This window comes from Pseudomonas sp. MWU12-2029, from assembly GCF_023242425.1.
Classification (GTDB): Bacteria; Pseudomonadota; Gammaproteobacteria; order Pseudomonadales; family Pseudomonadaceae; genus Aquipseudomonas; species Aquipseudomonas kribbensis.
The window spans coordinates 112804-138897 of the sequence record NZ_JALJDY010000006.1; the positions used below are offsets into that span (position 1 = coordinate 112804).

At 61.7% G+C, this 26094-nt stretch carries 23 protein-coding genes; 15 read left to right on the top strand and 8 right to left on the bottom strand.

Translation table 11 applies throughout. The features are described 5' to 3' along the window. Positions 1-58: 58 nt before the first annotated feature. From M5B44_RS16515 to gcvH, 3 genes are all read left to right on the top strand, one after another. Positions 59-1675 carry an ABC transporter permease gene (locus M5B44_RS16515; protein ID WP_248739879.1) on the top strand — a complete coding sequence of 539 codons (1617 nt, stop codon included), beginning with the start codon at positions 59-61 and terminating at the stop codon, positions 1673-1675. A 156-nt stretch (positions 1676-1831) separates the two neighbouring features. Then, positions 1832-2914 carry a glycine cleavage system aminomethyltransferase GcvT gene (gcvT, locus tag M5B44_RS16520; RefSeq protein ID WP_248739880.1) on the top strand — a complete coding sequence of 361 codons (1083 nt, stop codon included), beginning with the start codon at positions 1832-1834 and terminating at the stop codon, positions 2912-2914. A gap of 48 nt (positions 2915-2962) precedes the next feature. After that, entirely contained in the window at positions 2963-3346 is a 384-nt protein-coding gene (gcvH, locus tag M5B44_RS16525; protein WP_085708978.1) for a glycine cleavage system protein GcvH, read from the top strand. A 72-nt stretch (positions 3347-3418) separates the two neighbouring features. Here the strand turns inward: gcvH and M5B44_RS16530 are convergent, their stop codons facing one another. After that, positions 3419-4561 (bottom strand): DegT/DnrJ/EryC1/StrS family aminotransferase, encoded by a 1143-nt coding sequence (locus tag M5B44_RS16530; protein WP_248739881.1) that lies wholly within the window; start codon positions 4559-4561, stop codon positions 3419-3421. A 156-nt stretch (positions 4562-4717) separates the two neighbouring features. On the opposite strand from M5B44_RS16530, the gene gcvP reads away from it, so the two are divergent. Continuing rightward, on the top strand, positions 4718-7591 hold the full coding sequence (gene gcvP / locus M5B44_RS16535; RefSeq protein ID WP_248739882.1) for an aminomethyl-transferring glycine dehydrogenase: 2874 nt from the start codon (positions 4718-4720) through the stop codon (positions 7589-7591). Between the two features lie 54 nt (positions 7592-7645). Here gcvP and M5B44_RS16540 read toward each other — a convergent pair whose 3' ends face one another. The 3 genes from M5B44_RS16540 to M5B44_RS16550 form a co-directional block, all read right to left on the bottom strand. Beyond that, a complete protein-coding gene (locus tag M5B44_RS16540) occupies positions 7646-7963 on the bottom strand; it encodes a DUF2388 domain-containing protein (RefSeq protein WP_007951791.1) in 318 nt (105 codons plus the stop codon). Between the two features lie 69 nt (positions 7964-8032). Continuing rightward, entirely contained in the window at positions 8033-9817 is a 1785-nt protein-coding gene (locus M5B44_RS16545) for a GspE/PulE family protein (protein WP_248739883.1), read from the bottom strand. Between the two features lie 90 nt (positions 9818-9907). After that, positions 9908-10246, bottom strand: coding sequence for a hypothetical protein (locus M5B44_RS16550; RefSeq protein ID WP_085708982.1), 339 nt, complete (start codon positions 10244-10246; stop codon positions 9908-9910). 126 nt (positions 10247-10372) lie between these two features. On the opposite strand from M5B44_RS16550, the gene M5B44_RS16555 reads away from it, so the two are divergent. After that, positions 10373-10843 carry an Lrp/AsnC family transcriptional regulator gene (locus tag M5B44_RS16555; protein ID WP_007951785.1) on the top strand — a complete coding sequence of 157 codons (471 nt, stop codon included), beginning with the start codon at positions 10373-10375 and terminating at the stop codon, positions 10841-10843. A gap of 85 nt (positions 10844-10928) precedes the next feature. Here M5B44_RS16555 and M5B44_RS16560 read toward each other — a convergent pair whose 3' ends face one another. Next, entirely contained in the window at positions 10929-12299 is a 1371-nt protein-coding gene (locus M5B44_RS16560) for an inorganic triphosphatase (protein WP_248739884.1), read from the bottom strand. A 156-nt stretch (positions 12300-12455) separates the two neighbouring features. On the opposite strand from M5B44_RS16560, the gene argE reads away from it, so the two are divergent. Both argE and argA read left to right on the top strand, forming a co-directional pair. Then, positions 12456-13604, top strand: coding sequence for an acetylornithine deacetylase (gene argE / locus M5B44_RS16565; protein WP_248739885.1), 1149 nt, complete (start codon positions 12456-12458; stop codon positions 13602-13604). A gap of 135 nt (positions 13605-13739) precedes the next feature. Beyond that, on the top strand, positions 13740-15038 hold the full coding sequence (gene argA / locus M5B44_RS16570) for an amino-acid N-acetyltransferase (protein ID WP_007951778.1): 1299 nt from the start codon (positions 13740-13742) through the stop codon (positions 15036-15038). A gap of 39 nt (positions 15039-15077) precedes the next feature. Here the strand turns inward: argA and tauA are convergent, their stop codons facing one another. Next, positions 15078-16067 (bottom strand): taurine ABC transporter substrate-binding protein, encoded by a 990-nt coding sequence (gene tauA / locus M5B44_RS16575; protein ID WP_134828671.1) that lies wholly within the window; start codon positions 16065-16067, stop codon positions 15078-15080. Positions 16068-16432: 365 nt separating this feature from the next. Here tauA and M5B44_RS16580 point away from each other — a divergent pair, with 365 nt between their 5' ends. The 8 genes from M5B44_RS16580 (at position 16433) to M5B44_RS16615 (ending at position 23607) form a co-directional block, all read left to right on the top strand. Continuing rightward, a complete protein-coding gene (locus M5B44_RS16580) occupies positions 16433-17758 on the top strand; it encodes an OprD family porin (RefSeq protein WP_134828448.1) in 1326 nt (441 codons plus the stop codon). A gap of 293 nt (positions 17759-18051) precedes the next feature. Continuing rightward, the gene (locus tag M5B44_RS16585; RefSeq protein ID WP_248739886.1) at positions 18052-18690 is read left to right on the top strand and encodes a peroxiredoxin; all 639 of its coding nucleotides are present in this window, start codon (positions 18052-18054) and stop codon (positions 18688-18690) included. A 241-nt stretch (positions 18691-18931) separates the two neighbouring features. After that, the gene (gene ssuE, locus M5B44_RS16590; RefSeq protein WP_085708988.1) at positions 18932-19525 is read left to right on the top strand and encodes an NADPH-dependent FMN reductase; all 594 of its coding nucleotides are present in this window, start codon (positions 18932-18934) and stop codon (positions 19523-19525) included. Between the two features lie 89 nt (positions 19526-19614). Next, entirely contained in the window at positions 19615-20595 is a 981-nt protein-coding gene (locus M5B44_RS16595) for a sulfonate ABC transporter substrate-binding protein (RefSeq protein ID WP_085708989.1), read from the top strand. 25 nt (positions 20596-20620) lie between these two features. Then, positions 20621-21769, top strand: a complete 1149-nt coding sequence (ssuD, locus tag M5B44_RS16600) for an FMNH2-dependent alkanesulfonate monooxygenase (RefSeq protein WP_248739887.1) — start codon at positions 20621-20623, stop codon at positions 21767-21769. A gap of 9 nt (positions 21770-21778) precedes the next feature. Continuing rightward, the gene (ssuC, locus tag M5B44_RS16605) at positions 21779-22561 is read left to right on the top strand and encodes an aliphatic sulfonate ABC transporter permease SsuC (RefSeq protein WP_248739888.1); all 783 of its coding nucleotides are present in this window, start codon (positions 21779-21781) and stop codon (positions 22559-22561) included. Then, positions 22558-23364 carry an aliphatic sulfonates ABC transporter ATP-binding protein gene (ssuB, locus tag M5B44_RS16610; RefSeq protein ID WP_248739889.1) on the top strand — a complete coding sequence of 269 codons (807 nt, stop codon included), beginning with the start codon at positions 22558-22560 and terminating at the stop codon, positions 23362-23364. The genes ssuC and ssuB overlap by 4 nt, the downstream gene beginning before the upstream one ends. A gap of 27 nt (positions 23365-23391) precedes the next feature. Then, a complete protein-coding gene (locus M5B44_RS16615) occupies positions 23392-23607 on the top strand; it encodes a TOBE domain-containing protein (RefSeq protein WP_007953520.1) in 216 nt (71 codons plus the stop codon). 182 nt (positions 23608-23789) lie between these two features. Here M5B44_RS16615 and M5B44_RS16620 read toward each other — a convergent pair whose 3' ends face one another. Together M5B44_RS16620 and M5B44_RS16625 are read right to left on the bottom strand one after the other, a co-directional pair. Then, on the bottom strand, positions 23790-24422 hold the full coding sequence (locus M5B44_RS16620; RefSeq protein WP_085708993.1) for a TetR/AcrR family transcriptional regulator: 633 nt from the start codon (positions 24420-24422) through the stop codon (positions 23790-23792). Positions 24423-24540: 118 nt separating this feature from the next. Further along, complete coding sequence (locus M5B44_RS16625; protein WP_085581012.1) at positions 24541-25917, bottom strand: glutamine synthetase family protein; 1377 nt, start codon at positions 25915-25917, stop codon at positions 24541-24543. Positions 25918-26094 lie beyond the last annotated feature (177 nt).

Below are 26094 nucleotides of genomic sequence, written 5' to 3' on the forward strand. Positions count from 1 at the left end.
GTCACACGATACGTGCCCACGCAACGCGTGGGCACAATCATTCAACGAGAGTTTTTCCTTGGCCCACCCCGCCCAGCGCCGCTGGTACCCCATCGTCTTCGCCATCGCCGCGTTGGTGCTGCTCCCTCTCAGCGTCCTCCTGCTGTCATGGCAGACCATCGACCAGCAGATCTGGTCCCACCTGTGGGAAACCCAGATGCCACGCCTGCTGGGCAACACCCTGACGCTGGTCTTCGGCGTAGGTGTCGGTGTGACGTTGATTGGCGTAAGTCTCGCCTGGCTCACCAGCCTCTGCGAATTCCCCGGCCGGCGCTGGCTCGACTGGGCGTTGATGCTGCCGTTCGCGATCCCGGCCTACGTGCTGGCGTTCGTGTTCGTCGGCCTGCTGGATTTCGCCGGTCCCGTGCAAAGCCTGCTGCGCGAATGGTTCGGAACCGGTCTGCGTCTACCGCGCGTGCGCTCCACCGGCGGGGTGATCCTGGTGTTGGTGCTGGTGTTCTACCCCTACGTTTATCTGCTGGCGCGCACCGCGTTTCTCGCTCAAGGCAAAGGCCTGATGGAAGCGGCGCGGGTGCTCGGCCAGTCACCGTGGCAGGCGTTCTGGCGCGTGGCATTGCCGATGGCGCGACCGGCCATCGGCGCTGGCGTGGCGCTGGCACTGATGGAAACCCTGGCGGATTTCGGCGCGGTGTCGGTGTTCAACTTCGACACGTTCACCACCGCAATCTACAAGACCTGGTATGGCTTCTTCAGTCTGTCGAGCGCTGCGCAACTGGCCAGTCTGTTGTTGCTGGTGGTGATGCTGGTGCTGTACGGCGAACGTCGCGCCCGCGGTGCCAATCGGGCGAGCAACGAGCGGCCGCGGGTCAAGGCGTTGTATCACCTGCGCGGGCCCAAGGCCTGGGCGGCAACCGGCTGGTGCAGTCTGGTGTTCGCCTGTGCGTTTGTCATTCCGGTGCTGCAGTTGATGGTGTGGTTCTGGCAGCGCGGGCGTTTCGATCTGGATGAGCGTTACGCCGGGCTGATTCTGCACACCCTGTATCTGGGCGGCATGGCGGCGTTGATCACGGTGAGCGTGGCGATGTTGCTGGCGTTCGCCCGACGTCTGGCGCCGACCCCGGCGATCCGTTCCGGCGTCAGTCTGGCCAACCTCGGCTATGCGTTGCCGGGCTCGGTGCTGGCGGTGTCGATCATGCTGGCTTTCAGTTATCTGGATCGTGAGCTGGTGATTCCGCTGTCCGGCTGGCTCGGCGGTGCGGGTAAACCGTTGCTGCTGGGCAGTCTGGCGGCGTTGCTGATGGCTTATCTGGTGCGCTTCGTGGCGGTGGCCTACGGGCCGCTGGAAAGCAGTCTGGCGCGTATACGGCCTTCTTTGCCTGAAGCGGCACGTAGCCTGGGTGTCAGTGGGCCGCGACTGTTTTTCAAAGTGTATCTGCCGTTGCTGCTGCCCGGCACGCTCAGCGCCGCGCTGCTGGTGTTCGTCGATGTACTCAAGGAAATGCCCGCCACCCTGCTGATGCGCCCGTTTGGCTGGGACACGCTGGCGGTGCGCATCTTCGAGATGACCAGCGAAGGCGAATGGGCGAGGGCGTCGTTGCCGGCGCTGACGCTGGTGCTGGTCGGGTTGTTGCCGGTCATCGGACTTATCCGCCGCTCGGCGCACCGAAACACTTAGTCGTCAGTCCTGAATCATGCGGCTACAATGCGCGGCATTCGGTGCGGTCCGTCTGACAGACCCTGTCGCTGAAATCGGCTGAAAGCCTTCTTCTACAGGGCTTTCAAACCGTGCAGCAGCGCTCCGCACCTTCGCCACGCCCGGAAGGAGAAACCCATGGGACAGCGTACGCCTCTGTATGACCTGCATCTCGCCCTCGGCGCGAAGATGGTCGATTTTGGCGGTTGGGACATGCCACTGCATTACGGCTCGCAGGTCGAGGAGCACCACGAGGTGCGTCGCGATTGCGGGGTGTTCGATGTATCCCACATGACCGTGATCGATGTCGCCGGTAACCAGGCCAAGGCCTGGCTCCAGCATTTGCTGGCCAATGACGTCGAACGCCTGCACAGCCCCGGCCGTGCGTTGTACAGCACGATGCTCAACGAGCGCGGCGGCATCGTCGACGACATGATCGTCTATCGCCTCGAGGACGGTTACCGACTGGTGGTCAACGCCTCGACCCGCGATCAGGATCTGGCCTGGATGCAGGCTCATCTCACCGGCTTCGAGGTGCAGCTGCAAGAGCGCGCGGATCTGGCGATGCTCGCCATTCAAGGCCCCCATGCCCGGCACAAGATTGCCGAACTGGTAACCCAGTCCCGCGCCAATCTGATCCAGATGCTCAAGCCATTCGAAGGCCAGGTCGATGGCGACTGGTTCATTGCGCGCACCGGCTACACTGGCGAGGATGGTCTGGAAATTGCCCTGCCGGCCGACCAGGCCCCCGGATTCTTCAACGATCTGGTGGGCGCCGGCATTTCTCCCATTGGGCTCGGTGCCCGCGACACCTTGCGGGTGGAGGCGGGGATGAACCTCTACGGACAGGACATCCATCAGGACGTTTCGCCGCTGGCCTCGAACATGGCCTGGAGCATCGCCTGGGAACCGGCCACGCGCCGCTTCATCGGTCGCGATGCGCTGGAAGCGGAAAAAACCGCCGGCGTGCAGCACAAGCTGGTGGGTCTGGTGCTCGAGGAACGCGGTGTTTTGCGTGCGCATCAGGTGGTTCGTATCGCTGATGTTGGCGAAGGAGAGATCACCAGTGGTAGTTTCTCTCCTACGCTTAGCAAGTCGATTGCCCTGGCGCGTGTACCGATGGCGACTGCCGACCGCGCCGAAGTGGAAATCCGTGGCAAGTGGTATCCGGTGCGAGTGGTCAAACCGACCTTCGTCCGTCACGGCAAAACCTTGATCTAACCTTTTCCGGCGGGCACGACCGCTGACAATTTCTTGAGGACACCGAGCATGAGCAATATCCCCGCCGACCTGCGTTTTGCCGAAAGTCATGAATGGGCGCGCCTTGAAGCCGACGGCACCGTCACCGTGGGCATCAGCGATCACGCACAGCAAGCGCTGGGCGACGTGGTGTTTGTCGAGCTGACTGAAGTCGGCAAGGTGTTTGCTGCCGGTGATGCGGCAGGTGTTGTCGAGTCGGTGAAAGCCGCTTCCGACATCTACTCCCCGGTCGGCGGTGAAGTGATTGCGGTCAACGAAGAGCTGGCGGATTCGCCGGAGCTGCTGAACGAAGAACCGTACAGCTCGTGGATCTTCAAGCTCAAGCCAAGCGACAAGTCCGAGCTGGACAAGCTGCTCGACGCCGCTGCCTACAAGCAGTCCATCGGCGAGTAAGCGTCACGCAACACCGCAAAGCCCCGATCCGTCGGGGCTTTTTTGTGGGCGCAGCTTTTTATCGGGGACGGCTCAGGCGTTGCCCAATACCGCTTTGACCGCCGCCACCGAGCGCTCGACATCGGCTTTGGTCATGGTCGTGAACATCGGCAACGACACGATCAACCGGCCGACCCGTTCGGCAACCGGCAACATCCCTTCCTTGAAACCGCGCTCGCGGTACAGGCTCAGCAAATGGATCGGTGGATAGTGATAACCGATGCCGATCCCCAGCGCCTGAATCTGCTCCATGAACGTGGCCCGCGCCGGCAAGCCGTCTTTGCGCTCCGGCAATACCAGCTGGAACAGGTGCCAGTTGCTGTTGGTGAAATCGGCCGGCGGCAGTTGCGCGCCGTACGTGGCTTCGAAGTCGTCGCCAAAGCATTTGAAGTAGTGGCGGGCCAGTTCCTGGCGATGGGCCGTCAGCGCTTCGATGTGAGCGAACTGGCCGAGGCCGATGGTCGCTGCGACGTCGGTCATGTTGAACTTGCCGCCCAGCACATCGACGTCCAGGCCGTCGAAGCCGGTGCGGGTGACGCCCTGCAGGCGATATTTCTCCGCCAGACGCGCTTCCTCGGGCGTGTTCAGCACCAGGCAGCCACCCTCGGAGCAGGTCACGTTCTTGTTGGCCTGGAAGCTGAACGACACGAAGTCACCGGTGGCGCCGATGCGCTGGCCGTTCCAGCTCGAACCCAGGGCCTGGGCGGCGTCTTCGACGATGCGCAGGTTGTGCTTTTTGGCGATGGCGTACAGGCGCTCCATGTCCACCGGCAGCCCGGCGAGGTAGACCGGGATGACGGCTTTGGTGCGCGGCGTGATGGCCGCTTCCAGTTTATCCAGGTCGATGTTGCGGGTGACCGGATCGATGTCGGCGAACACAGGGGTGGCGCCCACTTCAAGAATCACGTTGGCTGTGGCCACCCAGGAGATCGGCGTGGTGATCACTTCGTCACCCGGTCCGATGCCGGCGATGCGCAGGGCAATCTCCATGGTGCAGGTGCCGGAGTTGAAGGTACGTACCGGACGACCGCCGAAATACTCCGACAGTTGCGCTTCGAAGGCCTGGACCTTCGGCCCGCTGGTGATCCAGCCGGAACGCAGGACATCGCCGACGGCAGCGATGGTGGCTTCGTCGATGACAGGTTTGGAAAACGGCAGAAACGGCAGTTGGCTCATGAGGATTCGATCATCCAAGGGTTGGGCGCGTGTTACAGGTGCCACAGCATGCCCCGTTCGACCACCCGCCGCCAAGCCGTCCACGACAGTATCGACTGCTATGCTGGTTTGACCGTGTTGCATTGACGCCGAGCGCCAGCCAAGAGAGAGCCCGTCATGTCCCAGTTGCCGTCCTTGAGCCAGTTACGCGACCCCCATGCCTTCCTGCGCCGTCACCTCGGCCCCGATGCCGCCGAGCAGCAGGCCATGCTCGACAGTCTGGGCCTGGGCAGCCGGATCGAACTGATCGAGCAGACCGTTCCGCCCGCCATCCGTCTCAACCGCGAACTGGACCTGCCGCCCGCGCTGGACGAGCAGGCCGCGCTGACGAAACTGCGCGGGTACGCCGAGCAGAATCAGGTCTGGACCAGCCTGATCGGCATGGGTTACCACGGCACCCTCACGCCGACGGTCATTCTGCGCAACGTGCTGGAAAATCCCGGCTGGTACACAGCCTATACACCGTACCAACCGGAAATCGCCCAGGGCCGGCTCGAAGCGTTGCTCAACTTCCAGCAACTGACCATCGACCTCACCGGTCTGGAACTGGCCAACGCTTCGCTGCTCGATGAGGCGACTGCGGCCGCCGAGGCCATGGCGCTGGCCAAGCGTGTGGCGAAGTCGAAGAGCAATCTGTTTTTCGTCGATGAAAACTGTCATCCGCAAACCATTTCGGTGGTGCAGACCCGCGCCGAGGGCTTCGGTTTCGAGCTGATCGTCGACGCTGTGGATAACTTGAAGCAGCACCAGGTATTCGGCGCTCTGCTGCAATATCCCGACACCCACGGCGAGGTCCGCGACCTGCGTCCGTTGATCGATCACCTGCATGCGCAACAGGCACTGGCCTGTGTCGCGGCCGATCTGCTGAGTCTGTTGATGCTGACCCCGCCGGGTGAACTGGGCGCCGATGTGGTGTTCGGCTCATCCCAGCGTTTCGGCGTACCGATGGGGTACGGTGGGCCGCATGCGGCGTTTTTCGCCAGTCGCGAGGAGTACAAACGGGCGATTCCCGGGCGCATCATCGGCGTGTCGAAAGACGCGCGGGGCAACGTTGCGCTGCGCATGGCCCTGCAGACCCGCGAGCAGCACATCCGCCGGGAGAAGGCCAATTCGAACATCTGCACCGCTCAAGTACTGCTGGCCAACATCGCCAGTTGCTACGCGGTGTACCACGGGCCGGAAGGCCTCAAGCGTATTGCCCAGCGAGTCCATCGGTTGACCTGCATCCTCGCTGCCGGCCTCGAGCGGCATGGCATCAAACGCATCAACGAGCATTATTTCGACACGTTGACCCTGGACGTCGGTGGCGCGCAGACCGCGATCATCGAAAGCGCTCAGGCTGCGCAGATCAATCTGCGGATTCTCGGTCGCGGCCACCTGGGCCTGAGCCTCGATGAAACCTGTGACGAGAGCACCGTCGGCAAACTGTTCGATGTGCTGCTGGGTGTCGATCATGGGCTCAACGTCGAGGAACTCGAGGCCGAAGCCTTGGTTTCCGGGATTCCTGACAACCTGCAACGCAGCTCGCCGTACCTGCGCCACCCGGTGTTCAACGCCCATCACAGCGAAACCGAGATGCTGCGCTACCTCAAGCAACTGGAGAACAAGGATCTGGCGCTCAACCAGTCGATGATTCCGCTTGGCTCCTGCACCATGAAACTCAACGCCACCAGCGAGATGATCCCGATCACCTGGCCGCAGTTCGCCAACCTGCACCCGTTCGTGCCCCGGGAGCAGGCCGTCGGTTACACGCTGATGATCGAAGAGCTGGAACGCTGGTTGTGCGCGATCACCGGGTTCGATGCGATCTGCATGCAGCCCAACTCCGGGGCCCAGGGCGAATACGCCGGGTTGCTGGCGATCCGCAAATACCACGAAAGCCGCCACCAGGGCGGGCGCGACATCTGCCTGATCCCGTCTTCGGCTCACGGCACCAACCCGGCCTCGGCGCAGATGGCCGGGATGCGCGTGGTGATCGTCGAGTGCGACGAGGCGGGCAACGTCGATCTGGATGACCTGAAATCCAAGGCATCCGAGGCGGGAGACAAGTTGTCGTGCCTGATGGCGACCTACCCGTCGACCCACGGCGTGTACGAGGAAGGCATCAGCGAAATCTGCGAAGTTATCCACAAGCACGGCGGCCAGGTGTACATGGACGGTGCCAACCTCAATGCCCAGGTCGGGCTGGCGCGGCCGGCGGACATCGGCGCCGACGTCTCGCACATGAACCTGCACAAGACTTTCTGCATCCCCCACGGCGGAGGCGGGCCGGGCATGGGACCGATCGGCATTCGCGCGCATCTGGCACCGTTCGTCGCCAATCACCCGGTGGTGCCGATCGACGGCCCACAGCCGCAGAACGGCGCGGTGAGCGCAGCGCCCTGGGGCAGTGCGAGCATTTTGCCGATCAGCTGGATGTACATCGCCATGATGGGGCCGCAACTGGCGGACGCCAGCGAAGTGGCGATCCTTGCGGCGAATTATCTGGCGCAGCATCTGTCCGGCGCCTTCCCGGTGCTCTACACCGGGCGCAATGATCGGGTGGCCCATGAATGCATTCTGGATCTGCGGCCGCTGAAAGCGCAGACCGGCATCAGTGAGGAGGACATCGCCAAGCGCCTGATGGATTACGGCTTCCATGCGCCGACCATGTCGTTCCCGGTGCCGGGTACCTTGATGGTCGAGCCGACCGAGAGTGAATCCAAGGCTGAACTGGACCGCTTCATCGGCGCCATGTTGAGCATCCGTGCGGAAATCACCGAAGTGCAGAACGGTAACTGGCCGGCCGAGGACAATCCGCTCAAGCGGGCGCCACATACGCTGGCCGATATCACCGGCGTCTGGGAACGGCCCTACAGCATCGAGCAGGGCATCACGCCGGATGCGCACACAAAGGCGCACAAGTACTGGCCGGCGGTAAACCGGGTGGACAACGTCTATGGCGACCGCAATCTGTTCTGCGCCTGCGTGCCGGTGGACGATTACCGCTGATCGGCGGGCAAAAAAATGCCGCTCAAATGAGCGGCATTTTTGTGGGCGACAGATTTATTCCGAAGCCACGGCGTTCTTCGCCAGGATCGCGTTCGCCAGTTCCATGTCCGTCGCCTGCAGGCCCGGGTTGTCGGCGCGGACTTTCTGCATCGCGGCTTCCAGGTACGGGCCACGGATGCCGCCATCGCTGGCAACGAAACTGCCGGCGTCATCCTGGGCGGCGACGATCAGCTTGTGATCCTTGAAGGTCAGGTACGTCGAGCCGGTGGTGGCGCCGGACGAAATGACGTTACGCCAAAAGCTGTCAGCCATTGCCGAACCGACGGGCAGAGACAGCAGGGCAAGGGTGGCGACAGCAAGTTTGAGACGCATGAGGGATGACTCCACTGGTGTTGAATAACGGCTTGGATCGTCATTTCGACGATCCGGTTCCGTGAAGGGCTATTTCTGCTCGCTCTGCGGCGTCACCCGCAGCACCTCCTCGATGGTTGTCAGGCCCGCCGCGACTTTCTGCGCGCCGGACAGCCGCAGGCTGCGCATGCCTTCCTTGAAAGCCTGGCGGCGGAGCGCCGTCAGATCGGTATCGGGGCTGATCAGCCCCTTGAGGCTGTCGGTCAGCTGCATGATTTCGTAGACCCCGGCGCGGCCGTGATAGCCGGTGTCTCGACATTCCAGGCAGCCGATGGCCCGTTGCGCGTTGCCCGGCAGCGGCGCCTGCCACGGCCGGGTCAGGGTTTGCCAGTCCTCCTCGGCGACAGGCAGCGGCGCCTTGCAGTGCGGGCACAGTGTGCGCACCAGACGCTGGGCCATGACCCCGAGCACCGTGGCCTTGATCAGGTAATGCGGCACGCCGAGTTCCAGCAGGCGGCTGATGGCGCTGGGTGCGTCGTTGGTGTGCAGGGTCGAGAGCACCAGGTGCCCGGTCAACGCAGCCTGGATCGCCATTTCGGCGGTTTCCAGGTCGCGGATCTCGCCAATCATGATGATGTCCGGGTCCTGCCGCATCAGCGCTCGCACCCCGGCGGCGAAGGTCAGGTCGATGTTGTGTTGCACCTGCATCTGATTGAAGGCCGGCTCGACCATCTCGATCGGGTCCTCGATGGTGCAGAGGTTGACCTCCGGGGTCGCCAGCTTTTTCAGGGTGGTGTAGAGCGTGGTGGTCTTGCCCGAACCGGTCGGGCCGGTCACCAGAATGATGCCGTTGGGCTGCCGGGTCATGTCCTGCCAGCGCCGCAGGTCGTCGGCGGAAAACCCGAGCTGGTCGAAATCCTTGAGCAGCACTTCCGGGTCGAAGATCCGCATCACCATCTTTTCGCCGAACGCGGTGGGCAGGGTCGACAGGCGCAACTCGACCTCGCCGCCGTCCGGGGTCTTGGTCTTGACCCGGCCGTCCTGGGGTTTGCGCTTCTCGGCGACGTTCATCCGGCCGAGGCTTTTCAGGCGACTGACGATGGCCATCGTCACCTGCGGCGGAAACTGATAGACGTTGTGCAGCACGCCGTCGATGCGAAACCGTACCGTGCCTTGCTCGCGCCGTGGCTCGATGTGGATATCGCTGGCCCGCTGCTGGAAGGCGTACTGGAACAGCCAGTCGACGATGTTGACGATGTGCGCGTCGTTGGCGTCCGGCTCCTGATCGCTGGCGCCGAGGTTGAGCAACTGTTCGAAGTTGCCGAGGTTGCTGCCCGGCTGGTCGGCATTGCTGGCGCCGCTGACCGATTTGGCTAGGCGAAAGAACTCGACGCTGAAGCGCTGGATGTCCGCCGGGTTGGCCACCACCCGTTTGACCGGCAGTTTCAGCACGTGGGTCAGATCGGCTTCCCAGCCCCTGACGTAAGGCTGGGCGCTGGCCACGGTCACCGCATCGCGATCAACCGACACCGCCATGATCTTGTGGCGCTGGGCAAAGGCATAGGACATCAGCGGCGTGACGGCGGCGACGTTGATCTTCAACGGGTCGATCCGCAGGTACGGCTGGCCGGCCTGCTGCGCCAGCCACAGGGTCAGGCTTTCCAGGTCCAGGTGCTTGCCCGGGCGGCTGAGGTCGTCCAGTTGCTGGCCGGCGATGAATTCCAGCGGATGTATCTGACCGTGGGTCGCCTGCCGACGGCGGGCATTCAGTGCGTGTTCGGCCGAGTCCTGGCTGATGAAGCCCTGGGCGACCAGTTCACGCAAGACATCATTGAGATCCAGCCAGCGGTCCTGAGTGGCGAGTTGAACGGACATGCGGGCTCCTTTTGAACGACAGTCCGCAAAGGATAGTCGTGGCCCCGCCGACCGTTGGGCCACTACCCGACAAAGGCGTTTCCGCTTTTGTCAGCCAGCCGCCTGAGCCGGCGCGTCCCACGCCGCATCGGGGTTCTGCAGATTCACCGAGCAGACGCTGATCAGGTTACGAAGTTTTTCCGCGATCACCTGGGCGCGGTGCCAGCTCAGGCCACCCATGACGATGTCGATGGACAGCAGGTCGTCCAGACGCTGGACATTGACCTGTTCCGGGGTGAGGAACTGCAGGGCGAACAGGTTCAGCACCCGCACCAGCAGATCCGGTTCGGCCTCGGCCAGTATCTGGTACTGCGCAAGGCAATGGGCGTTGCTGACGTTCCACACATCGGCACGGGGCGCTGGGGTGTTGACGGCTTCGAGGTGTGGCATGGCGAGTCTCCGGAATCAGTGGAGAAATTTTTACATTCGATGCCGGGCATTTCTTGTCTAAGATGAGCCGATTGGCCGGTTGATAGGGTTGATCAATTCGGTATTGGCTGATTCTGAGGATTATTTATGCACAGCGAACTGGACAGCTACGACCGGCGCATTCTCGCCCTGCTGCAAGAGGACGCTTCCCTGTCCAGCGCACAGATCGCCGAACAGGTGGGCCTGTCGCAATCGCCGTGCTGGCGGCGGATTCAGCGGATGAAGGAGGAGGGGATCATTCGCGGCCAGGTGACCTTGCTCGATCGCAAGAAAATCGGCCTGAACACGCAGATCTTCGCCGAAATCAAACTCAACGCCCACGGTCGTTCGAACTTCACCGAATTCACCGAGGCGATTCGCGGTTTTCCGGAAGTACTGGAGTGTTACGTGTTGATGGGGGCGGTGGATTTCCTGCTGCGGATCGTCGCGGCAGATATCGAGGCATATGAGCGGTTCTTCTTCGAGAAGCTGTCGCTGGTGCCGGGGATTCAGGAAGTGAACTCGATTGTGGCGCTGTCGGAGATCAAGTCGACGACGAGCCTGCCGGTACTGCGCTGAATATGCTGGCCTCATCGCTAGCAGGCTAGCTCCCACAGTTGGAACGCATTTCTCTGTGGGAGCGAGCCTGCTCGCGAAAGGGGTGTTACATGCGCAGCAGCATTTTCCAGGCGCGATTCTGGTAAACCGCAATCGCCTGATGCTTGCGTGCATCGAGCAGCTCATCGGTGATGGTCGGCTCGTTGGCCAGTTGCGCCAGTTTGTTCAGCTCGCCGTACAGACGATCCATTTCCGGGATTTCCAGCACGTTGCGCGCGTGGTGCAGCCAGACCTGGATGCGTTCGATGCGCGGCAGCTGCTCGGCCAGATCTTCCGGCTGCTGCTGATAACGCTGCAATTGCAGGGAAGTGGCTTCTTCGCCCAGCAGGCGCGGCAGCCAGCTCTGCAATTGCGCGGCACCCTGGCGATTGCCACGGGTGTTGCGGTCGGCAGCCCAGGTGCGGGCCAGCAACCAGCGCGACGTGTTCAGCGAGAACAGGCCCCAACGCGGATCTTCCAGTTCCTCGAGGAACTGCTCTGGCGCGGCTTTGCGCACGTCTTCGTCTTCAAGGCCGACCTGCACCAGCGGGCGCCAGTCTTCCAGCAATGCATCCAGCGCCACGCGCAGGTCGTGGGTCGACTGACGCGGCGCGGCCTGGCCGAGGCTGCTCAGCAGGGCGCGCATTTCCGCGAGGCTCTCGACCCAGTCCTGCAGCAGGCGCCAGTGGCCGTTGAAGCGATACTGTTCGGCCAGACGCTGGCTGCTGCCGAGCAGGTGCCAGCTCAGGGCGGCGAAGGCATCGTCCAGCGGGGTTTCGGCGGTGATGGCCGGCGCCGGCAGACTCAGCGAGTAGCTGTTGGCGTCGTACAGGCGATAACCGCGCTCGGCCTTGCTGATGTCGCACGGCATCAGGACCAGGGTTTCGGCCAGTTCGGCGGCCAGTTCCAGCAGCGCGGCAGGCTCGCCTTCGCGCAGTTCCAGTTCCAGCTCGCAGATTTCTTCTTTCTGTTTGCCGACCACCACGTGACCCAGGTCCAGCGCGGCTTCGATGACCACTTTGGTCTTGCCACGGCCCCAAGCGATTTCGGCGCGCTCGCGGACGAAGTCGGTGGTGAAGATCGGCTTAAGGGTTTTCTTGTCCAGCTCGGCGAGGGACTCGGGCCAGCATTCGCCGTCGAGTTTCTTCACGTCGAGCTTGGCCTTGGGCAGGTGCCAGTCGTATTCGTTACGCTCGGACAGGCCGGCAACGCTCTGGCCACGGGTCTTGAGGGTCTGAATCACTTCTTCGCCGTCCTTGCGCAGGCGCAGGGCAACCTTGGCCCGGGCCAGGTCACGCTCGGGCGTGTCGAAGTATTGATTCATCAACTCACGGCGTTCCCAGCCACTTTTGTTGCGTTTTTTCAGGAGAGGGTGCTCGCGCAGGGCGGCGAGGGTTTCGCGGCTGACGCGGAGTTTGATTTCGGTTTCTTTCTGCATGGCCGGAAAATCCAGGATCGGGAGCGCAGCCGGGGGAATGTGTGGCTGCCAAGGTCGTGCAGTGTACAGGACTGAACCTTCCTACGCTTTGCGGCGGTTTATTCTCGGCGCCGGATGGTTCTATGATGGACTTCAATCCGGGAGTTGGAGTCAGCGATGCCTTTGCCATCCATGCAAGACCAGTTCGCTGCACTGATCGCCGTGCCGTCGGTCAGCTGCACCCAGCCGAACCTGGATCAATCCAACCGGGCGGTGATCGATCTACTCGCGGGTTGGCTCGGCGATCTGGGTTTCAGCTGCGACATCCAGCAGGTCAGCCCCGGCAAATTCAACCTGCTCGCCAGTTTCGGCAGCGGCCCCGGCGGGCTGGTGCTGGCCGGGCATAGCGACACCGTGCCCTACGACGATGCGCTGTGGAAAACCGATCCGTTGAAACTCACCGAAGTCGACGGCCGCTGGGTCGGCCTCGGTAGTTGCGACATGAAGGGCTTTTTCGCGCTGATCATCGAAGCCGTGCAACCGCTGCTAGACCAGCCGTTCAAGCAACCGCTGCTGATCCTCGCTACCTGTGATGAAGAAAGCTCGATGTCCGGCGCCCGGGCGCTGGCCGAAGCGGGGCGGCCGCTGGGCCGGGCGGCGGTGATCGGCGAGCCGACCGGGCTCAAGCCGATCCGCATGCACAAGGGCATCATGATGGAGCGCATCGATATCCTCGGGCAGAGCGGCCATTCGTCGGATCCGCGTCTGGGGCACAGCGCTCTGGAAGCCATGCACGACGCCATCGGCGAACTGCGTGGCCTGCGCCTGCTGTGGCAGCGCGAATTCAACAACCCGCAGTTCAGCGTGCCGCAGCCGACCATGAACTTCGGCTGCATCCATGGTGGCGACAACCCCAACCGCATCTGTGGTCAGTGTTCGCTGGAGTTCGATCTGCGACCGTTACCGGGGATGGACCCCAAAGTCTTGCGCACCGAAATCCTGCGCAAGCTCAACCCGGTCGCCGAGCGGCATCAGGTGAAGATCGATTACGCGCCGCTGTTTCCCGAGGTACCGCCGTTCGAGCAGTCCGAGGACGCCGAGCTGGTGCGAATCGCCGAAAAACTCACCGGCCATACGGCCGAAGCGGTAGCGTTCGGCACCGAAGCGCCTTATCTTCAGCGCCTTGGCTGCGAAACCATCGTGCTCGGCCCCGGCGACATCGCCTGCGCCCATCAGCCGGACGAGTACCTTGAAATGTCACGTTTGCAGCCTACCGTGCATCTATTGCGGCAGTTGATCGAACATTACTGTCTCAAAGCTGTATAAATTGCCGTCCTGCCAACCCGTATTCATGAGGAGAGCGCGCGTGTCGCCAAGCCTGTTCCGACGATAACCATCAGCCCGCTGTGCGTTTTCCGTTTCGCCCTTTTTCCGGCTGCTATTTATTACAGGCCCAGGTTCATGCCCGAATACGTCAATTGGCTTCGTCACGCGTCTCCTTATATCAATGCCCACCGCGACTGCACCTTCGTCGTCATGCTGCCCGGCGACGGCGTGGAGCATCCGAATTTCGGCAACATCGTCCATGACATCGTGCTGCTGCACAGTCTTGGCGTGCGACTGGTGCTGGTGCATGGCTCACGTCCGCAGATCGAAACCCGCCTCGCCGCGCGCGGCCTGACCCCGCATTACCACCACGGCATGCGCATCACCGATGCCGCGACGCTGGAGTGCGTGATCGACGCGGTCGGTCAACTGCGCATCGCCATCGAAGCGCGGCTGTCGATGGACATGGCCTCGTCGCCGATGCAGGGCTCGCGCCTGCGCGTGGCCAGCGGCAACCTGGTGACTGCGCGGCCGATCGGCGTGCTGGAAGGTGTCGACTATCACCACACCGGTGAAGTGCGCCGGGTCGACCGCAAGGGCATCAACCGTCTGCTCGACGAGCGCTCCATCGTGTTGCTGTCGCCGCTGGGTTACTCGCCGACCGGTGAGATCTTCAACCTGGCCTGCGAAGACGTCGCCACCCGCGCCGCCATCGACCTGGGCGCCGACAAACTGCTGCTGTTCGGTGCCGACCTCGGTCTGATTGACGAAAACGGCAAACTGGTGCGCGAGCTGCGCCCGCAACAGGTGCCGGCGCATTTGCAGCGTCTGGGCAGCAACTATCAGGCAGAACTGCTGGATGCCGCCGCCGAAGCTTGCCGTGGCGGTGTGGCGCGCAGTCATATCGTCAGTTATGCCGAGGACGGCGCGCTGCTGACCGAACTGTTCACCCGTGACGGTGGCGGTACGCTGGTGGCCCAGGAGCAATTCGAACTGGTGCGTGAGGCGGCGATTGAAGACGTCGGCGGCTTGCTCGACCTGATCAGCCCGCTGGAAGAACAGGGGATTCTGGTGCGTCGCTCTCGTGAAGTGCTGGAACGCGAGATCGAGCAGTTCAGCGTGGTCGAGCGCGAAGGGATGATCATCGCCTGTGCGGCGCTGTATCAGATTGCCGATTCGGATGCCGGTGAACTGGCGTGCCTGGCGGTGAATCCTGAGTACCGCCATGGCGGTCGCGGTGATGAATTGCTCGAGCGCATCGAGACCCGGGCCCGGGCGCAGGGCCTGAAGACTCTGTTCGTCCTCACCACTCGCACCGCCCACTGGTTCCGCGAGCGCGGCTTCGAGCCGAGCAGCGTCGAGCGCCTGCCGGCGGCCCGGGCTTCTCTCTATAACTATCAGCGCAATTCGAAGATCTTCGAAAAGTCCCTGTGATGTGCGATTGCCCCCACGGGATGCGTGGGGGCAATGCTTTTATTCAGCTACAAACTTCGCACTGACATAAGGTGAGTAATCGGGCAGGACGCTTTCGACCTTGCCTTGTTCCTTCAAAAATTTTGCCGTCTCGCCAATCGCCTTCGCCGTGCCGCCGTCCAGCAGCGCCGTGGTCTGTTGCGCCTTGGCATCGGGGAACGCCGAACCCGCGAGCAATTCCGGGACGTCGGCGGCGTTGGCACCAGTCAGTTTGGCGATTTTCTGCACCGGTACCGAGTCGGCAGTCCAGCTGTCTTTATGGGCGGCGTAGTCGGCGAACGAGTCCAGCGTCACTTTGGCGAATTTGGCCACGACCTCCGGATGTTTCTCGGCAAAGTCCTTGCGCGCGACCCAGACTTCGAAGGTCGGCGCGCCCCACTGGCCTACCTGGGCGGCGTCGGTCAGGGTTTTGCCGGTCTTGCGGATTTCACCCAGTGCCGGCGACCAGACAAAGGCGCCATCGATGTCCCCGCGTTTCCAGGCTGCCGCGATTTCTGCGGGTTGCAGGTTCACCACTTTGACTTTCGAGGTGTCCAGGCCCCAGTGCTTGAGTGCACCAAGCAGGCTGTAGTGGGAGGTGGAGACAAAGGGTGTGGCGATGGTCTTGCCGATCAGATCATCTGGTTTGTCGATACCACTGCCGTTGCGCACCACCAGGGCTTCGGCGGCATTGATCTGTGCCGAAACGATGAAGGCAACAATCGGCAGATTACGCGAAGCGGCGGCCGCCAGCGGACTGGAACCGAGGTTGCCGATTTGTACGTCACCGGAGGCGATGGCTGTCACTACTTCCGGACCGCTATTGAAACGGCGCCAGTCGATTTTCTCGCCTATGGTCTTCTCGTAAACGCCATCGGCCTGGGGGACTTTGCTTGGATCGATGCCGGTCTGGTAGCCGACAGTGAGGCTGGAAGCATGGACAGAAAAAGAAATCAGCGCTGACACACAAACTGTAACAAATTGACTAGATAGTGCACGTTTGGCCATGATGGCGTCGCCTTTTCGATAGGGTTTGACGAATCGGGGTTTCGCCAAAGCTAAACGATCTAAAAAAAGGCTAATAAATACCATTTAGGAATGAGCTTAGGCGCCGATACGCTGTATCCCGGTACAGATGGCCACTATTTGGACATATTCCTTAACGGTATTAAAAAGAATTAATAAATTCTTTTTGGGTTTATCTGGAAGTCTTTACCCTGCAAGGACCAAATAACTGCGATTAGACCTTGGTCGTAGACACACAAGGTTACGATTGACTTGTCAGTCACGGTCTGGCGCTAATCGCGCATCTTAGGATCCAGGGGCATCAGACTCCGGACCAGGAACACAAGAATTAGAAACGAGAGGAGCGATACATGAACAAGTCCACCTTGGCCCTGGCCGTGGCCGTAGGGGTTATTGCGCAGCAGGCAGGCGCAGCCGGTTTCATCGAAGACAGCAAGGCCACCTTGGGGCTGCGTAACTTCTACATCAACACCGACAACCGTGATGGCACTGGTCCGAACAAGAACGAAGAGTGGGGCCAAGGCTTCGATCTGCGTTTCATCTCGGGTTACACCCAGGGCACCGTCCAGTTCGGCGTTGACGCCATCGGTCTGTACGGCCTGCGTCTGGATTCCAGCCCGGACAAGAGCGGCAACTCGACGGGTACCGCTTCCGGCGGCACCATTTTCCCGAGCGATGGCAACCGTGCCGTGCATGACTTCGCCAGCCTGGGCCTGACCGGTAAGGTCAAGATCTCCCAGACCGAGCTGAAGGTCGGTACCCTGATGCCGAACAACCCGGTCATCAAGTACAACGATGGTCGTCTGCTGCCGCAAACCTTCACCGGTGGCGAGCTGAAGTCCAACGAAATCAAGGACCTGACCCTGACTGCCGGTCAGATCGAATCCGCCAAGGGCCGTAACTCCAGCAACGACGAAAACCTGTCGATCGCTGGTGCGAACGCCGGTTCGAACTACGACAAGGGCGTGTTCAGCAACAAGTTCTACTACGCCGGTGCTGACTACAAGCTGACCAAGGACCTGACCGCCTCGTACTACTACGGCGAGCTGAAAGAGTTCTACTCGCAGAACTTCCTGGGTCTGGTACACAACTGGGCCATCGGTCCGGGCGTACTGAAAAGCGACCTGCGCTACTACCGCAGCCGTGACAACGGCAACAACGGTGACACGCCTGCGTACTTCACCAGCGGCTACTACGGCGGCAAGACCGTCAAGGGCAAGGTCGACAACGATCTGTACAGCTACCTGGCACTGTATTCGGTTGAAGGTCACACCTTCGGCGCCGGCTACCAGTACACCAAGGGCGACAGCGACTTCCCTTGGCTGAACCAGGGTGACGGTTCGTCCAACAGCACCATCACCGACATGCAGATCCAGAAGTTCGGTCGTGCCGGCGAGCGTACCTGGCAGGCTCGCTACGCCTATGACTTCGCCAAGGTCGGCGTACCTGGCCTGACCGCCGGTGTGATCTACCTGCGTGGCGATAACATCGACACTCCGCTGGGCGAAAAAACCGAGTGGGAACGTGACCTGACCGTTGGTTACGTGATTCCGGAAGGCCCGCTGAAGAACCTCGGCGTTGCCTGGAAGAACGCCATGTGGCGCACCGACCTGGCGAACACCCGTTCCCAGGACGAAAACCGCCTGATCGTCAGCTACTCGATCCCGCTGCTGTAATAGCGCTCGAGCAACCGACGTAAAAAAGCCCCGTCCGGCATCGCGCCGGACGGGGCTTTTGTGTTTTCGGGTCAGGCCCACCCCCGTAGACCTTTCCCGACATTTCCCTCTTTACAGCAACTCAAGGCCTTCTCGAACCTTGGGGCCGATGTTCGGCGCGTTGCCGGCGAGCGTCCAGTGAACAGAAGTTTAATATTCGTAAATGATCTAGATATCTAGTTATTTATTCTTTTTATGAATTGCAAATCCCGAGCTACAGTTGAGGTCTCCAACAACTCATCAGGAGCAGCACCATGAGCCTCAGACTCGGCGATATCGCCCCCGATTTCGAACAGGATTCCAGCGCCGGCAAGATTCGTTTTCACGAATGGCTGGGCAATAGCTGGGGCGTGCTGTTTTCCCATCCGGCGGACTTCACCCCGGTGTGCACTACGGAGCTGGGCTTCACCGCCAAGCTCAAGGATGAGTTCACCAAACGCGGCGTGAAAGCCATCGCGCTGTCGGTCGATCCGGTGGATTCGCACCACAAGTGGATCGAAGACATCAACGAAACCCAGAACACCCTCGTCAATTTCCCGATCCTGGCCGATGCCGATCGCAAGGTGTCCGATCTCTACGACCTGATTCACCCGAATGCCAGCGACACCCTGACCGTGCGCTCGCTGTTCGTGATCGATCCGAACAAGAAGATCCGCCTGACCATCACCTACCCGGCGAGCACCGGGCGCAACTTCCACGAAATCCTGCGGGTAATCGACTCGCTGCAACTCACCGATAACTACAAGGTGGCCACCCCGGCCAACTGGCAGGACGGTGACGAAGTGGTGATCGTGCCGTCGCTCAAGGATGAAGACGAAATCAAGCAACGCTTTCCGAAAGGCTATCGCGCGGTGAAGCCGTACCTGCGCCTCACGCCACAGCCGAACAAATAACCTTTCTCGGATCGCTCCCAGGCTCTGCGTAGGAGCGATCGGCAAAAACCACGATGCAGGGTTTCAGGCCGTTTTCACGGCCTGTTTTTTTGCCCGGAGAAAAGTGAAACGCATATCTCCATAAAGAATAACCAAATGAATAAATATGATTTATGGATATATGAATCAGCTGATAAGGTCACTCTCATTGAAGCGAGATCGCAACCCGCGAATCGCCGGTAATGCTCAAGGAATCGTCTGAATGCTGGTCGTCTCACTCGGTGGCAGTCCCAGTCAACGCTCCCGTTCCGGGGTGTTGCTGGAGCGCTCGCAACGCTGGTTACAGCAGCAAGGGGTGGAAGTGGTGAGTTATCAGGTGCGGGACTTCCCCGCCGAAGACCTGCTCCACGCCCGCTTCGACAGCCCGAAGGTGCTCGACCTGCTGCAACAGATTGAAAACGCCGATGGCCTGCTGATCGCGACGCCGGTCTACAAGGCGTCGTTCTCCGGCGCACTGAAGACCCTGCTGGATCTGCTGCCGGAACGCGCACTGAACCACAAGATTGTCCTGCCGATGGCCACCGGCGGCAGCATCGCCCACATGCTGGTGGTCGATTACGCCCTCAAACCGGTGCTGTCGGCGTTGAAGGCCCAGGAAATGCTGCAAGGGATTTTTGCCGAGGACAGCCAGATCGCTTACGGCGAAGGCAGTGCTGCGGCGCAGCTGGCGCCGGCTCTGGAACAGCGGCTGCACGAAGCGCTGGACCAGTTTGTCAGCGCCATGGCCCGCCGGCCGAAGCCGCTGGAGCCGGGTCTGTTGAATGAACGTTTGTTGAGTGCTCGCTGGAGCATTTGAGCCACATCGAAACTTGAAGTACTGGCCTTACTCGCCCGCCAACGGGCAAGCAGGTGCAGCCAAAACCCAACAGCAAAAAGGAGAGCGCTATGCGCACTGTATTTTTGCGTCGTGGTCTGGTCGCTCTGTTTGCTGCGGCTGTCACCTTCGGCGCCATCACTCAAGCCCAAGCCGAGACGTTACGAATCGGTTATCAGAAGTACGGCACTCTGGTGCTGCTCAAGGCCAAGGGCACCCTGGAAAAACGTCTCGCCGCCCAAGGCGTCGACGTGCAATGGACTGAGTTCCCCGGCGGCCCGCAACTGCTGGAAGGTCTGAACGTCGGTTCCATCGACTTCGGCGTCACCGGCGAAACCCCGCCGGTCTTCGCTCAGGCGGCCGGTGCCGACCTGCTCTACGTCGCTTACGAGCCGCCCGCACCCAACAGCGAAGCGATCCTCGTGCCGAAAGACTCGCCGATCAAATCGGTGGCGGATCTGAAGGGCAAGAAAGTCGCCCTGAACAAAGGCTCCAACGTCCACTACCTGCTGGTGCGTGCGCTGGAAGACGCCGGCCTCAAGTACACCGACATTCAAACCGTATTCCTGCCGCCGGCCGATGCCCGCGCCGCGTTCGAACGTGGCAGCGTCGACGCCTGGGTCATCTGGGACCCGTACCAGGCCGCCGCCGAGCAACAGCTGCAAGCGCACACCCTGCGCGACGGCAAAGGCATCGTCGACAACCACCAGTTCTACCTGGCGACCAAACCCTACGCACAGAAAAATCCAGAGGTGATCAAGACCCTCGTGGAAGAAGTGCGCGCCGTCGGTGAGTGGTCCAAGGCCAATCCACAAGACGTCACCCAACAGGTCGCGCCGCTGCTCGGCTTGCCGGCAGACATCACCCTGACCTCGGTGAAACGCCAGGGCTACGGCGCGTTGTTCCTGACCCCGGAAGTGGTCGCCGCGCAACAGAAAATCGCCGACACCTTCTACCAGCTCAAGCTGATTCCCAAGCCGTTGAGCATCAAGGACGTGATCTGGACCCCACCGGCCGCTGTGGCCCAAAGCTCGGTCACCCAAGCCCAGTAAATCGAATCCCCAAGGAGACCACTCCATGAGCCTCAACATCTTCTGGTTCCTGCCTACCCACGGCGACGGCCATTACCTTGGCACCGCCGAAGGCGCCCGCGCCGTCGACCACGGCTATCTGCAACAGGTCGCGCAAGCAGCGGATCGCCTGGGCTTCGGCGGCGTGCTGATTCCCACCGGCCGCTCCTGCGAGGACTCGTGGCTGGTGGCCGCATCGCTGATCCCGGTGACTCAGCGTCTGAAGTTTCTGGTCGCCCTGCGCCCCGGGATCATTTCCCCGACGGTGGCAGCGCGTCAGGCCGCGACCCTGGATCGTCTGTCTGGCGGTCGTGCGCTGTTCAACCTGGTGACCGGTGGCGATCCGGAAGAGTTGGCCGGCGACGGTCTGTTCCTTGATCACGAAGCGCGCTATCAGGCGTCGGTGGAATTCACCCGGATCTGGCGCCGGGTGCTGGAAGGCGAAACCGTGGATTACGACGGCGAGCACATCAGCGTGAAGGGCGCCAAATTGCTCTATCCGCCGATCCAGCAACCGCGCCCGCCGTTGTACTTCGGCGGATCTTCGGAAGCCGCACAGGATCTGGCCGCCGAACAAGTGGAAATGGTCCTGACCTGGGGCGAGCCGCCAGCAGCGGTGGCCGAGAAGATCGAACAGGTTCGCGCCAAAGCGGCCAAGCTCGGTCGCACCGTACGCTTCGGTATTCGTCTGCATGTGATCGTGCGGGAAACCAACGCCGAAGCCTGGCAAGCGGCGGACCGTCTGATCTCGCATCTGGACGACGACACCATCAAGCGTGCCCAGGCTTCGCTGGCGCGGTTCGACTCGGTCGGCCAGCAGCGCATGGCCGCGCTGCATGGTGGCAGCCGCGACAACCTCGAAGTCAGCCCCAACCTTTGGGCCGGCGTCGGTCTGGTGCGCGGCGGTGCCGGGACGGCACTGGTTGGCGACGGCCCGACTGTGGCCGCTCGCGTGAAGGAGTACGCGGCGCTGGGCATCGATACCTTCATCTTCTCCGGTTATCCACATCTCGAAGAGTCGTATCGCGTGGCCGAGCTGCTGTTCCCGCACCTCAATGTCGAGCGTCCGGAACTGCCGAAAAGCGCGGGTTACGTCAGCCCGTTCGGCGAGATGGTGGCCAACGACATTCTTCCCAAAGCCGCGTCCCAGAGCTGAGGCGCCGCCATGAAGAAATTTATCCACAGCCTCGCGCCCTGGGCGTTGCCGGTGTTGCTGCTGGCGGTGTGGCAGTTGTCGGTGTCGGCGGGCTGGTTGTCGACGCGGATTCTGCCGGCACCGGTGGCGGTGATCGAAGCGGGCGTGAGCCTGGTGCGCAGCGGCGAAATCTGGACGCACCTGGCAATCAGCGGCTGGCGCGCCGCGCTGGGCTTCACCATCGGTGGCAGCATCGGCCTGGCGCTGGGCTTCATCACCGGTCTGTCGAAATGGGGCGAGCGCCTCCTCGACAGCTCGGTGCAGATGATCCGCAACGTGCCGCATCTGGCGCTGATTCCGTTGGTGATCCTGTGGTTCGGCATCGATGAGTCGGCGAAGATTTTCCTGGTGGCGTTGGGCACGTTGTTCCCGATCTACCTCAACACCTATCACGGCATCCGCAACGTCGACCCGGCGCTGGTGGAAATGGCCCGCAGTTATGGCCTGTCCGGTTTCAGCCTGTTCTGGCAGGTGATTCTGCCGGGTGCACTGCCTTCGATTCTGGTCGGTGTGCGCTTCGCCCTGGGTTTCATGTGGCTGACGCTGATCGTGGCGGAAACCATCTCCGCCAGCTCCGGCATCGGTTATCTGGCGATGAACGCCCGGGAGTTCCTGCAGACCGACGTGGTGGTACTGGCGATTCTGCTCTACGCGGTGCTCGGCAAACTGGCCGACCTCGCGGCCCGTGGACTTGAGCGTGTGTGGTTGCGCTGGCATCCGGCGTATCAAGTGGCGAAAGGAGGTGCGGCATGACGGCTCAACAACCTCCACGCCTGCTGCGCGGGATTCCGCTGGCGGTGCGCAACCTGCAAAAGACCTTCGGCGCGCGGCAGGTGCTGCGTGACATCGACTTGCACATTCCGGCGGGGCAGTTCGTCGCCGTGGTCGGGCGCAGCGGATGCGGCAAAAGTACCTTGCTGCGCTTGCTCGCCGGCCTCGATCAACCCTCCGGCGGCGATTTGCTGGCCGGGGCTGCACCGCTCAGCGATGCCCGTGAAGACACCCGATTGATGTTCCAGGAAGCGCGGCTGCTGCCGTGGAAAAAGATCATCGACAACGTCGGTCTCGGCCTCAAGGGCAACTGGCGTCCTCAAGCCCTGGAAGCGCTGGATGCCGTCGGCCTGGCGGATCGCGCCAATGAGTGGCCGGCGGCATTGTCCGGCGGGCAGAAGCAGCGTGTGGCGCTGGCCCGGGCCTTGATCCATCAACCGCGTCTGCTGTTGCTCGACGAGCCGCTGGGCGCACTGGACGCGCTGACCCGGATCGAGATGCAGCAACTGATCGAGCGTCTCTGGCAACAGCATGGCTTCACCGTGTTGCTGGTGACCCACGATGTCAGCGAAGCGGTGGCGATTGCCGACCGGGTGATTCTGATCGAGGACGGCGAAGTCGGTCTCGACCTGCAAGTGGAGCTGCCGCGCCCTCGGGTCCGTGGCTCCCATCGGCTGGCGGCGCTGGAAACCGAAGTACTCAACCGAGTGTTGTCCCTGCCCGGCGAGCCGCCGGCGCCGGAACCCGTTTCACCCTTGCCTACGCAACTGCGTTGGGCTCAATAACTCAAGCAAACGACAGGAATCAATGCCATGACTATCAAAGCCATCAACGTACGCAACCAGTTCAAAGGCGCGATCAAGGAGATCGTTCTCGGCGACGTGCTGTCGGAAATCGACGTGCAGACCGCCTCCGGCATCGTCACTTCGGTGATCACCACCCGTTCGGTCAAGGAGCTGGAGCTGGAGGTCGGCAGCGAAGTGATCGCCTTCGTGAAATCCACCGAGGTGTCCATCGCCAAGTTATAAGCCTGTGAGTAAAAAACAACCCCGGAGGGTGTGAGCCCTTCGGGGTTTTTCTTGGCTTGAGATCGGTGGTGCTGCCTTCGCGAGCAAGCTCGCTCCCACAGTGATTTGTGGTGCTCGCAGAATCTGTGGGTGGCACTGAACCTGTGGGAGCGAGCTTGCTCGCGATGAGGCCGGCGAATGTGCTAGAGGATTCTTTTGGGCAGATAGGGCGGCAGATACAAGCCGATGTAGGCATCGAACACGCGCATCCCTTCCTCGGCCATGCGCGGGGTGATCTGCCCGTGCTGCTGCACCGAGCGGGCGTAGACGCGGTCGCCCAGTTCCATCGCCAGCGCGAACACGTCCACGTCATCCGGCAGCTTGGGAAGTTCGAAGTGATGATCGAACAGCTTGTGCATCAGGTCGCCCAGTTCGAGGTCGTGCTGGCGGTCGGCCTGGGTAACTTCGGTAAGGCCGTGCTGCGCGAGGATGAGTTGGCGGGCGGCGGCGTCTTCGTCGTAGATCTCCAGCATCCGTTGCTCGACCAGCCGGGACAGGTCGCGCCAGTCGCGCAGGGCGTCGTGATCGATCGGCGCTTGCAGGCAGGCGCGGAAGGCGGCGTGGACATCTGCCGTCAGACCTTCGAGCAACGCCGGGACGCTGGCGAAGAAGTGGTAGACCGAGGAGGGCGGGATCTGCGCCCGTTCGGCCACGCTGTAGACCGACAGGCTCGCCACGCCCTCGGCGGCCAGCAGCGTGCGCGCGGCGTCGAGTATCGAATCGATTCGTGCCTGACTGCGGGCACGGGGTTTGCGGACGGGGGCGGGACGCGTCATGAAAGTCTCCTGCGGGGCAGCGGGCATTGTACGCAGAGCTTGAATCTCTGCCACAGAGGCCAATAAAAAAACGCCGCGGGCTGTGAAGCCAACGGCGTTTTCATGTGCTGCAGTCCGCTTAAACGGTGTGCAGGTACCAGTTGTATTCAAGGTCGGAGATGGAGTGTTCGAACTCCTCCAGCTCGCTTTCCTTGCAGGCGACGAAGATATCGATGTATTTCGGATCGATGTACTTGGCCATCACCTCGCTGTCGTCCAGCTCGCGCAGGGCATCGCGCAAGTTGTTCGGCAGGCTCTGCTCGTTCTGCTCGTAGCTGTTGCCTTCGGTCGGGGCCGGTGGCTCGATCTTGTTGGTCAGGCCGTGATGCACGCCCGCCAGTACCGAAGCCATCAGCAGGTACGGGTTGGCGTCGGCGCCGGCAACGCGGTGTTCCAGGCGGACCGCGTCGGCGGAGCCGGTCGGTACGCGCAGGGCCACGGTGCGGTTGTCCAGGCCCCAGCTCGGCGAGTTCGGCACATAGAACTGTGCGCCGAAACGACGGTAGGAGTTGACGTTGGGGCAGAGGAAAGCCATCTGCGCGGGCAGGGTCTCGAGCACACCGCCGATCGCGTGACGCAGCGCGGCGTTCTGCTCGGGATCCTCGCTGGCAAAAATGTTTTTGCCATCTTTGTCGAGAACCGAAATGTGCACATGCAGACCGTTGCCTGCCTGGCCAGGGTACGGCTTGGCCATGAAGGTGGTGTCCATTTCATGGTCGTAGGCGATGTTCTTGATCAGACGCTTGAGCAGGACCGCGTAGTCGCAGGCCTTGATCGGGTCGGCGACGTGGTGCAGGTTCACTTCGAACTGCGCCGGGGCACTTTCCTTGACGATGGCGTCGGCCGGGATGCCTTGCTCTTTCGCACCTTCCAGAATGTCCTGGAGGCAGTCGACGTATTCGTCGAGGTCGTCGATCAGGTAGACCTGGGTCGAATGCGGGCGTTTGCCGGAGATCGGCGAGCGTGGCGGCTGAGGGCGGCCGTTCACGTTTTCCTGGTCGATCAGGTAGAACTCGAGTTCGAATGCGGCGCAGATGGTCAAGCCAAGCTCGTCAAACTTTGCAACAACTTGACGGAGCACTTCGCGCGGATCGGCGAAGAAAGGGTCGCCTTCGAGTTCGTGCATGGTCATCAGCAGTTGCGCGGTAGGACGCTTTTGCCATGGCTCGTTGCACAGGGTATCGGGGATTGGATAGCAGATACGGTCGGCGTCGCCGATGTCCAGGCCCAGGCCGGTGCTTTCCACCGTCGAACCATTGATATCCAGAGCAAATAGAGAGGCCGGCAGGTTGATGCCTTTCTCGTAAACCTTGTGGAGGCTGGTGCGTTCGATGCGCTTGCCGCGCACCACACCATTCATATCCGCAATCAGAAGGTCAACGTACAGAACCTCAGGATGTTCCTTAAGGAACGCGTTCGCTTCGTTAAGCTGAACGGCACGCGGGGGTACCGACATGATGCAACACCTTTGTTGTTAAAAATATCAATCATTGATCTTTTCTGGTTTCAGTCAACCCGAACGGCATGCCGAAGTCAAGCGAGGCCTTTTTTGCCCCGAAAAAGCGCCGCGAGGGCATTTATGGGGCACTTTGGGGCATTTTTTCATCCGTGAAAGACGCGCCACCCGCAGGCT

Excerpts from the sequence above, each read along its gene's own strand:
- gcvT (WP_248739880.1), top strand. The coding sequence starts at position 1,832 with ATGGGACAGCGTACGCCTCTGTATGACCTGCATCTCGCCCTCGGCGCG.
- gcvH (WP_085708978.1), top strand. The coding sequence starts at position 2,963 with ATGAGCAATATCCCCGCCGACCTGCGTTTTGCCGAAAGTCATGAATGG.
- M5B44_RS16530 (WP_248739881.1), bottom strand. The coding sequence starts at position 4,561 with ATGAGCCAACTGCCGTTTCTGCCGTTTTCCAAACCTGTCATCGACGAA.
- gcvP (WP_248739882.1), top strand. The coding sequence starts at position 4,718 with ATGTCCCAGTTGCCGTCCTTGAGCCAGTTACGCGACCCCCATGCCTTC.
- M5B44_RS16540 (WP_007951791.1), bottom strand. The coding sequence starts at position 7,963 with ATGCGTCTCAAACTTGCTGTCGCCACCCTTGCCCTGCTGTCTCTGCCC.
- M5B44_RS16545 (WP_248739883.1), bottom strand. The coding sequence starts at position 9,817 with ATGTCCGTTCAACTCGCCACTCAGGACCGCTGGCTGGATCTCAATGAT.
- M5B44_RS16550 (WP_085708982.1), bottom strand. The coding sequence starts at position 10,246 with ATGCCACACCTCGAAGCCGTCAACACCCCAGCGCCCCGTGCCGATGTG.
- M5B44_RS16555 (WP_007951785.1), top strand. The coding sequence starts at position 10,373 with ATGCACAGCGAACTGGACAGCTACGACCGGCGCATTCTCGCCCTGCTG.
- M5B44_RS16560 (WP_248739884.1), bottom strand. The coding sequence starts at position 12,299 with ATGCAGAAAGAAACCGAAATCAAACTCCGCGTCAGCCGCGAAACCCTC.
- argE (WP_248739885.1), top strand. The coding sequence starts at position 12,456 with ATGCCTTTGCCATCCATGCAAGACCAGTTCGCTGCACTGATCGCCGTG.
- argA (WP_007951778.1), top strand. The coding sequence starts at position 13,740 with ATGCCCGAATACGTCAATTGGCTTCGTCACGCGTCTCCTTATATCAAT.
- M5B44_RS16580 (WP_134828448.1), top strand. The coding sequence starts at position 16,433 with ATGAACAAGTCCACCTTGGCCCTGGCCGTGGCCGTAGGGGTTATTGCG.
- M5B44_RS16585 (WP_248739886.1), top strand. The coding sequence starts at position 18,052 with ATGAGCCTCAGACTCGGCGATATCGCCCCCGATTTCGAACAGGATTCC.
- ssuE (WP_085708988.1), top strand. The coding sequence starts at position 18,932 with ATGCTGGTCGTCTCACTCGGTGGCAGTCCCAGTCAACGCTCCCGTTCC.
- M5B44_RS16595 (WP_085708989.1), top strand. The coding sequence starts at position 19,615 with ATGCGCACTGTATTTTTGCGTCGTGGTCTGGTCGCTCTGTTTGCTGCG.
- ssuD (WP_248739887.1), top strand. The coding sequence starts at position 20,621 with ATGAGCCTCAACATCTTCTGGTTCCTGCCTACCCACGGCGACGGCCAT.
- ssuC (WP_248739888.1), top strand. The coding sequence starts at position 21,779 with ATGAAGAAATTTATCCACAGCCTCGCGCCCTGGGCGTTGCCGGTGTTG.
- ssuB (WP_248739889.1), top strand. The coding sequence starts at position 22,558 with ATGACGGCTCAACAACCTCCACGCCTGCTGCGCGGGATTCCGCTGGCG.
- M5B44_RS16615 (WP_007953520.1), top strand. The coding sequence starts at position 23,392 with ATGACTATCAAAGCCATCAACGTACGCAACCAGTTCAAAGGCGCGATC.
- M5B44_RS16620 (WP_085708993.1), bottom strand. The coding sequence starts at position 24,422 with ATGACGCGTCCCGCCCCCGTCCGCAAACCCCGTGCCCGCAGTCAGGCA.
- M5B44_RS16625 (WP_085581012.1), bottom strand. The coding sequence starts at position 25,917 with ATGTCGGTACCCCCGCGTGCCGTTCAGCTTAACGAAGCGAACGCGTTC.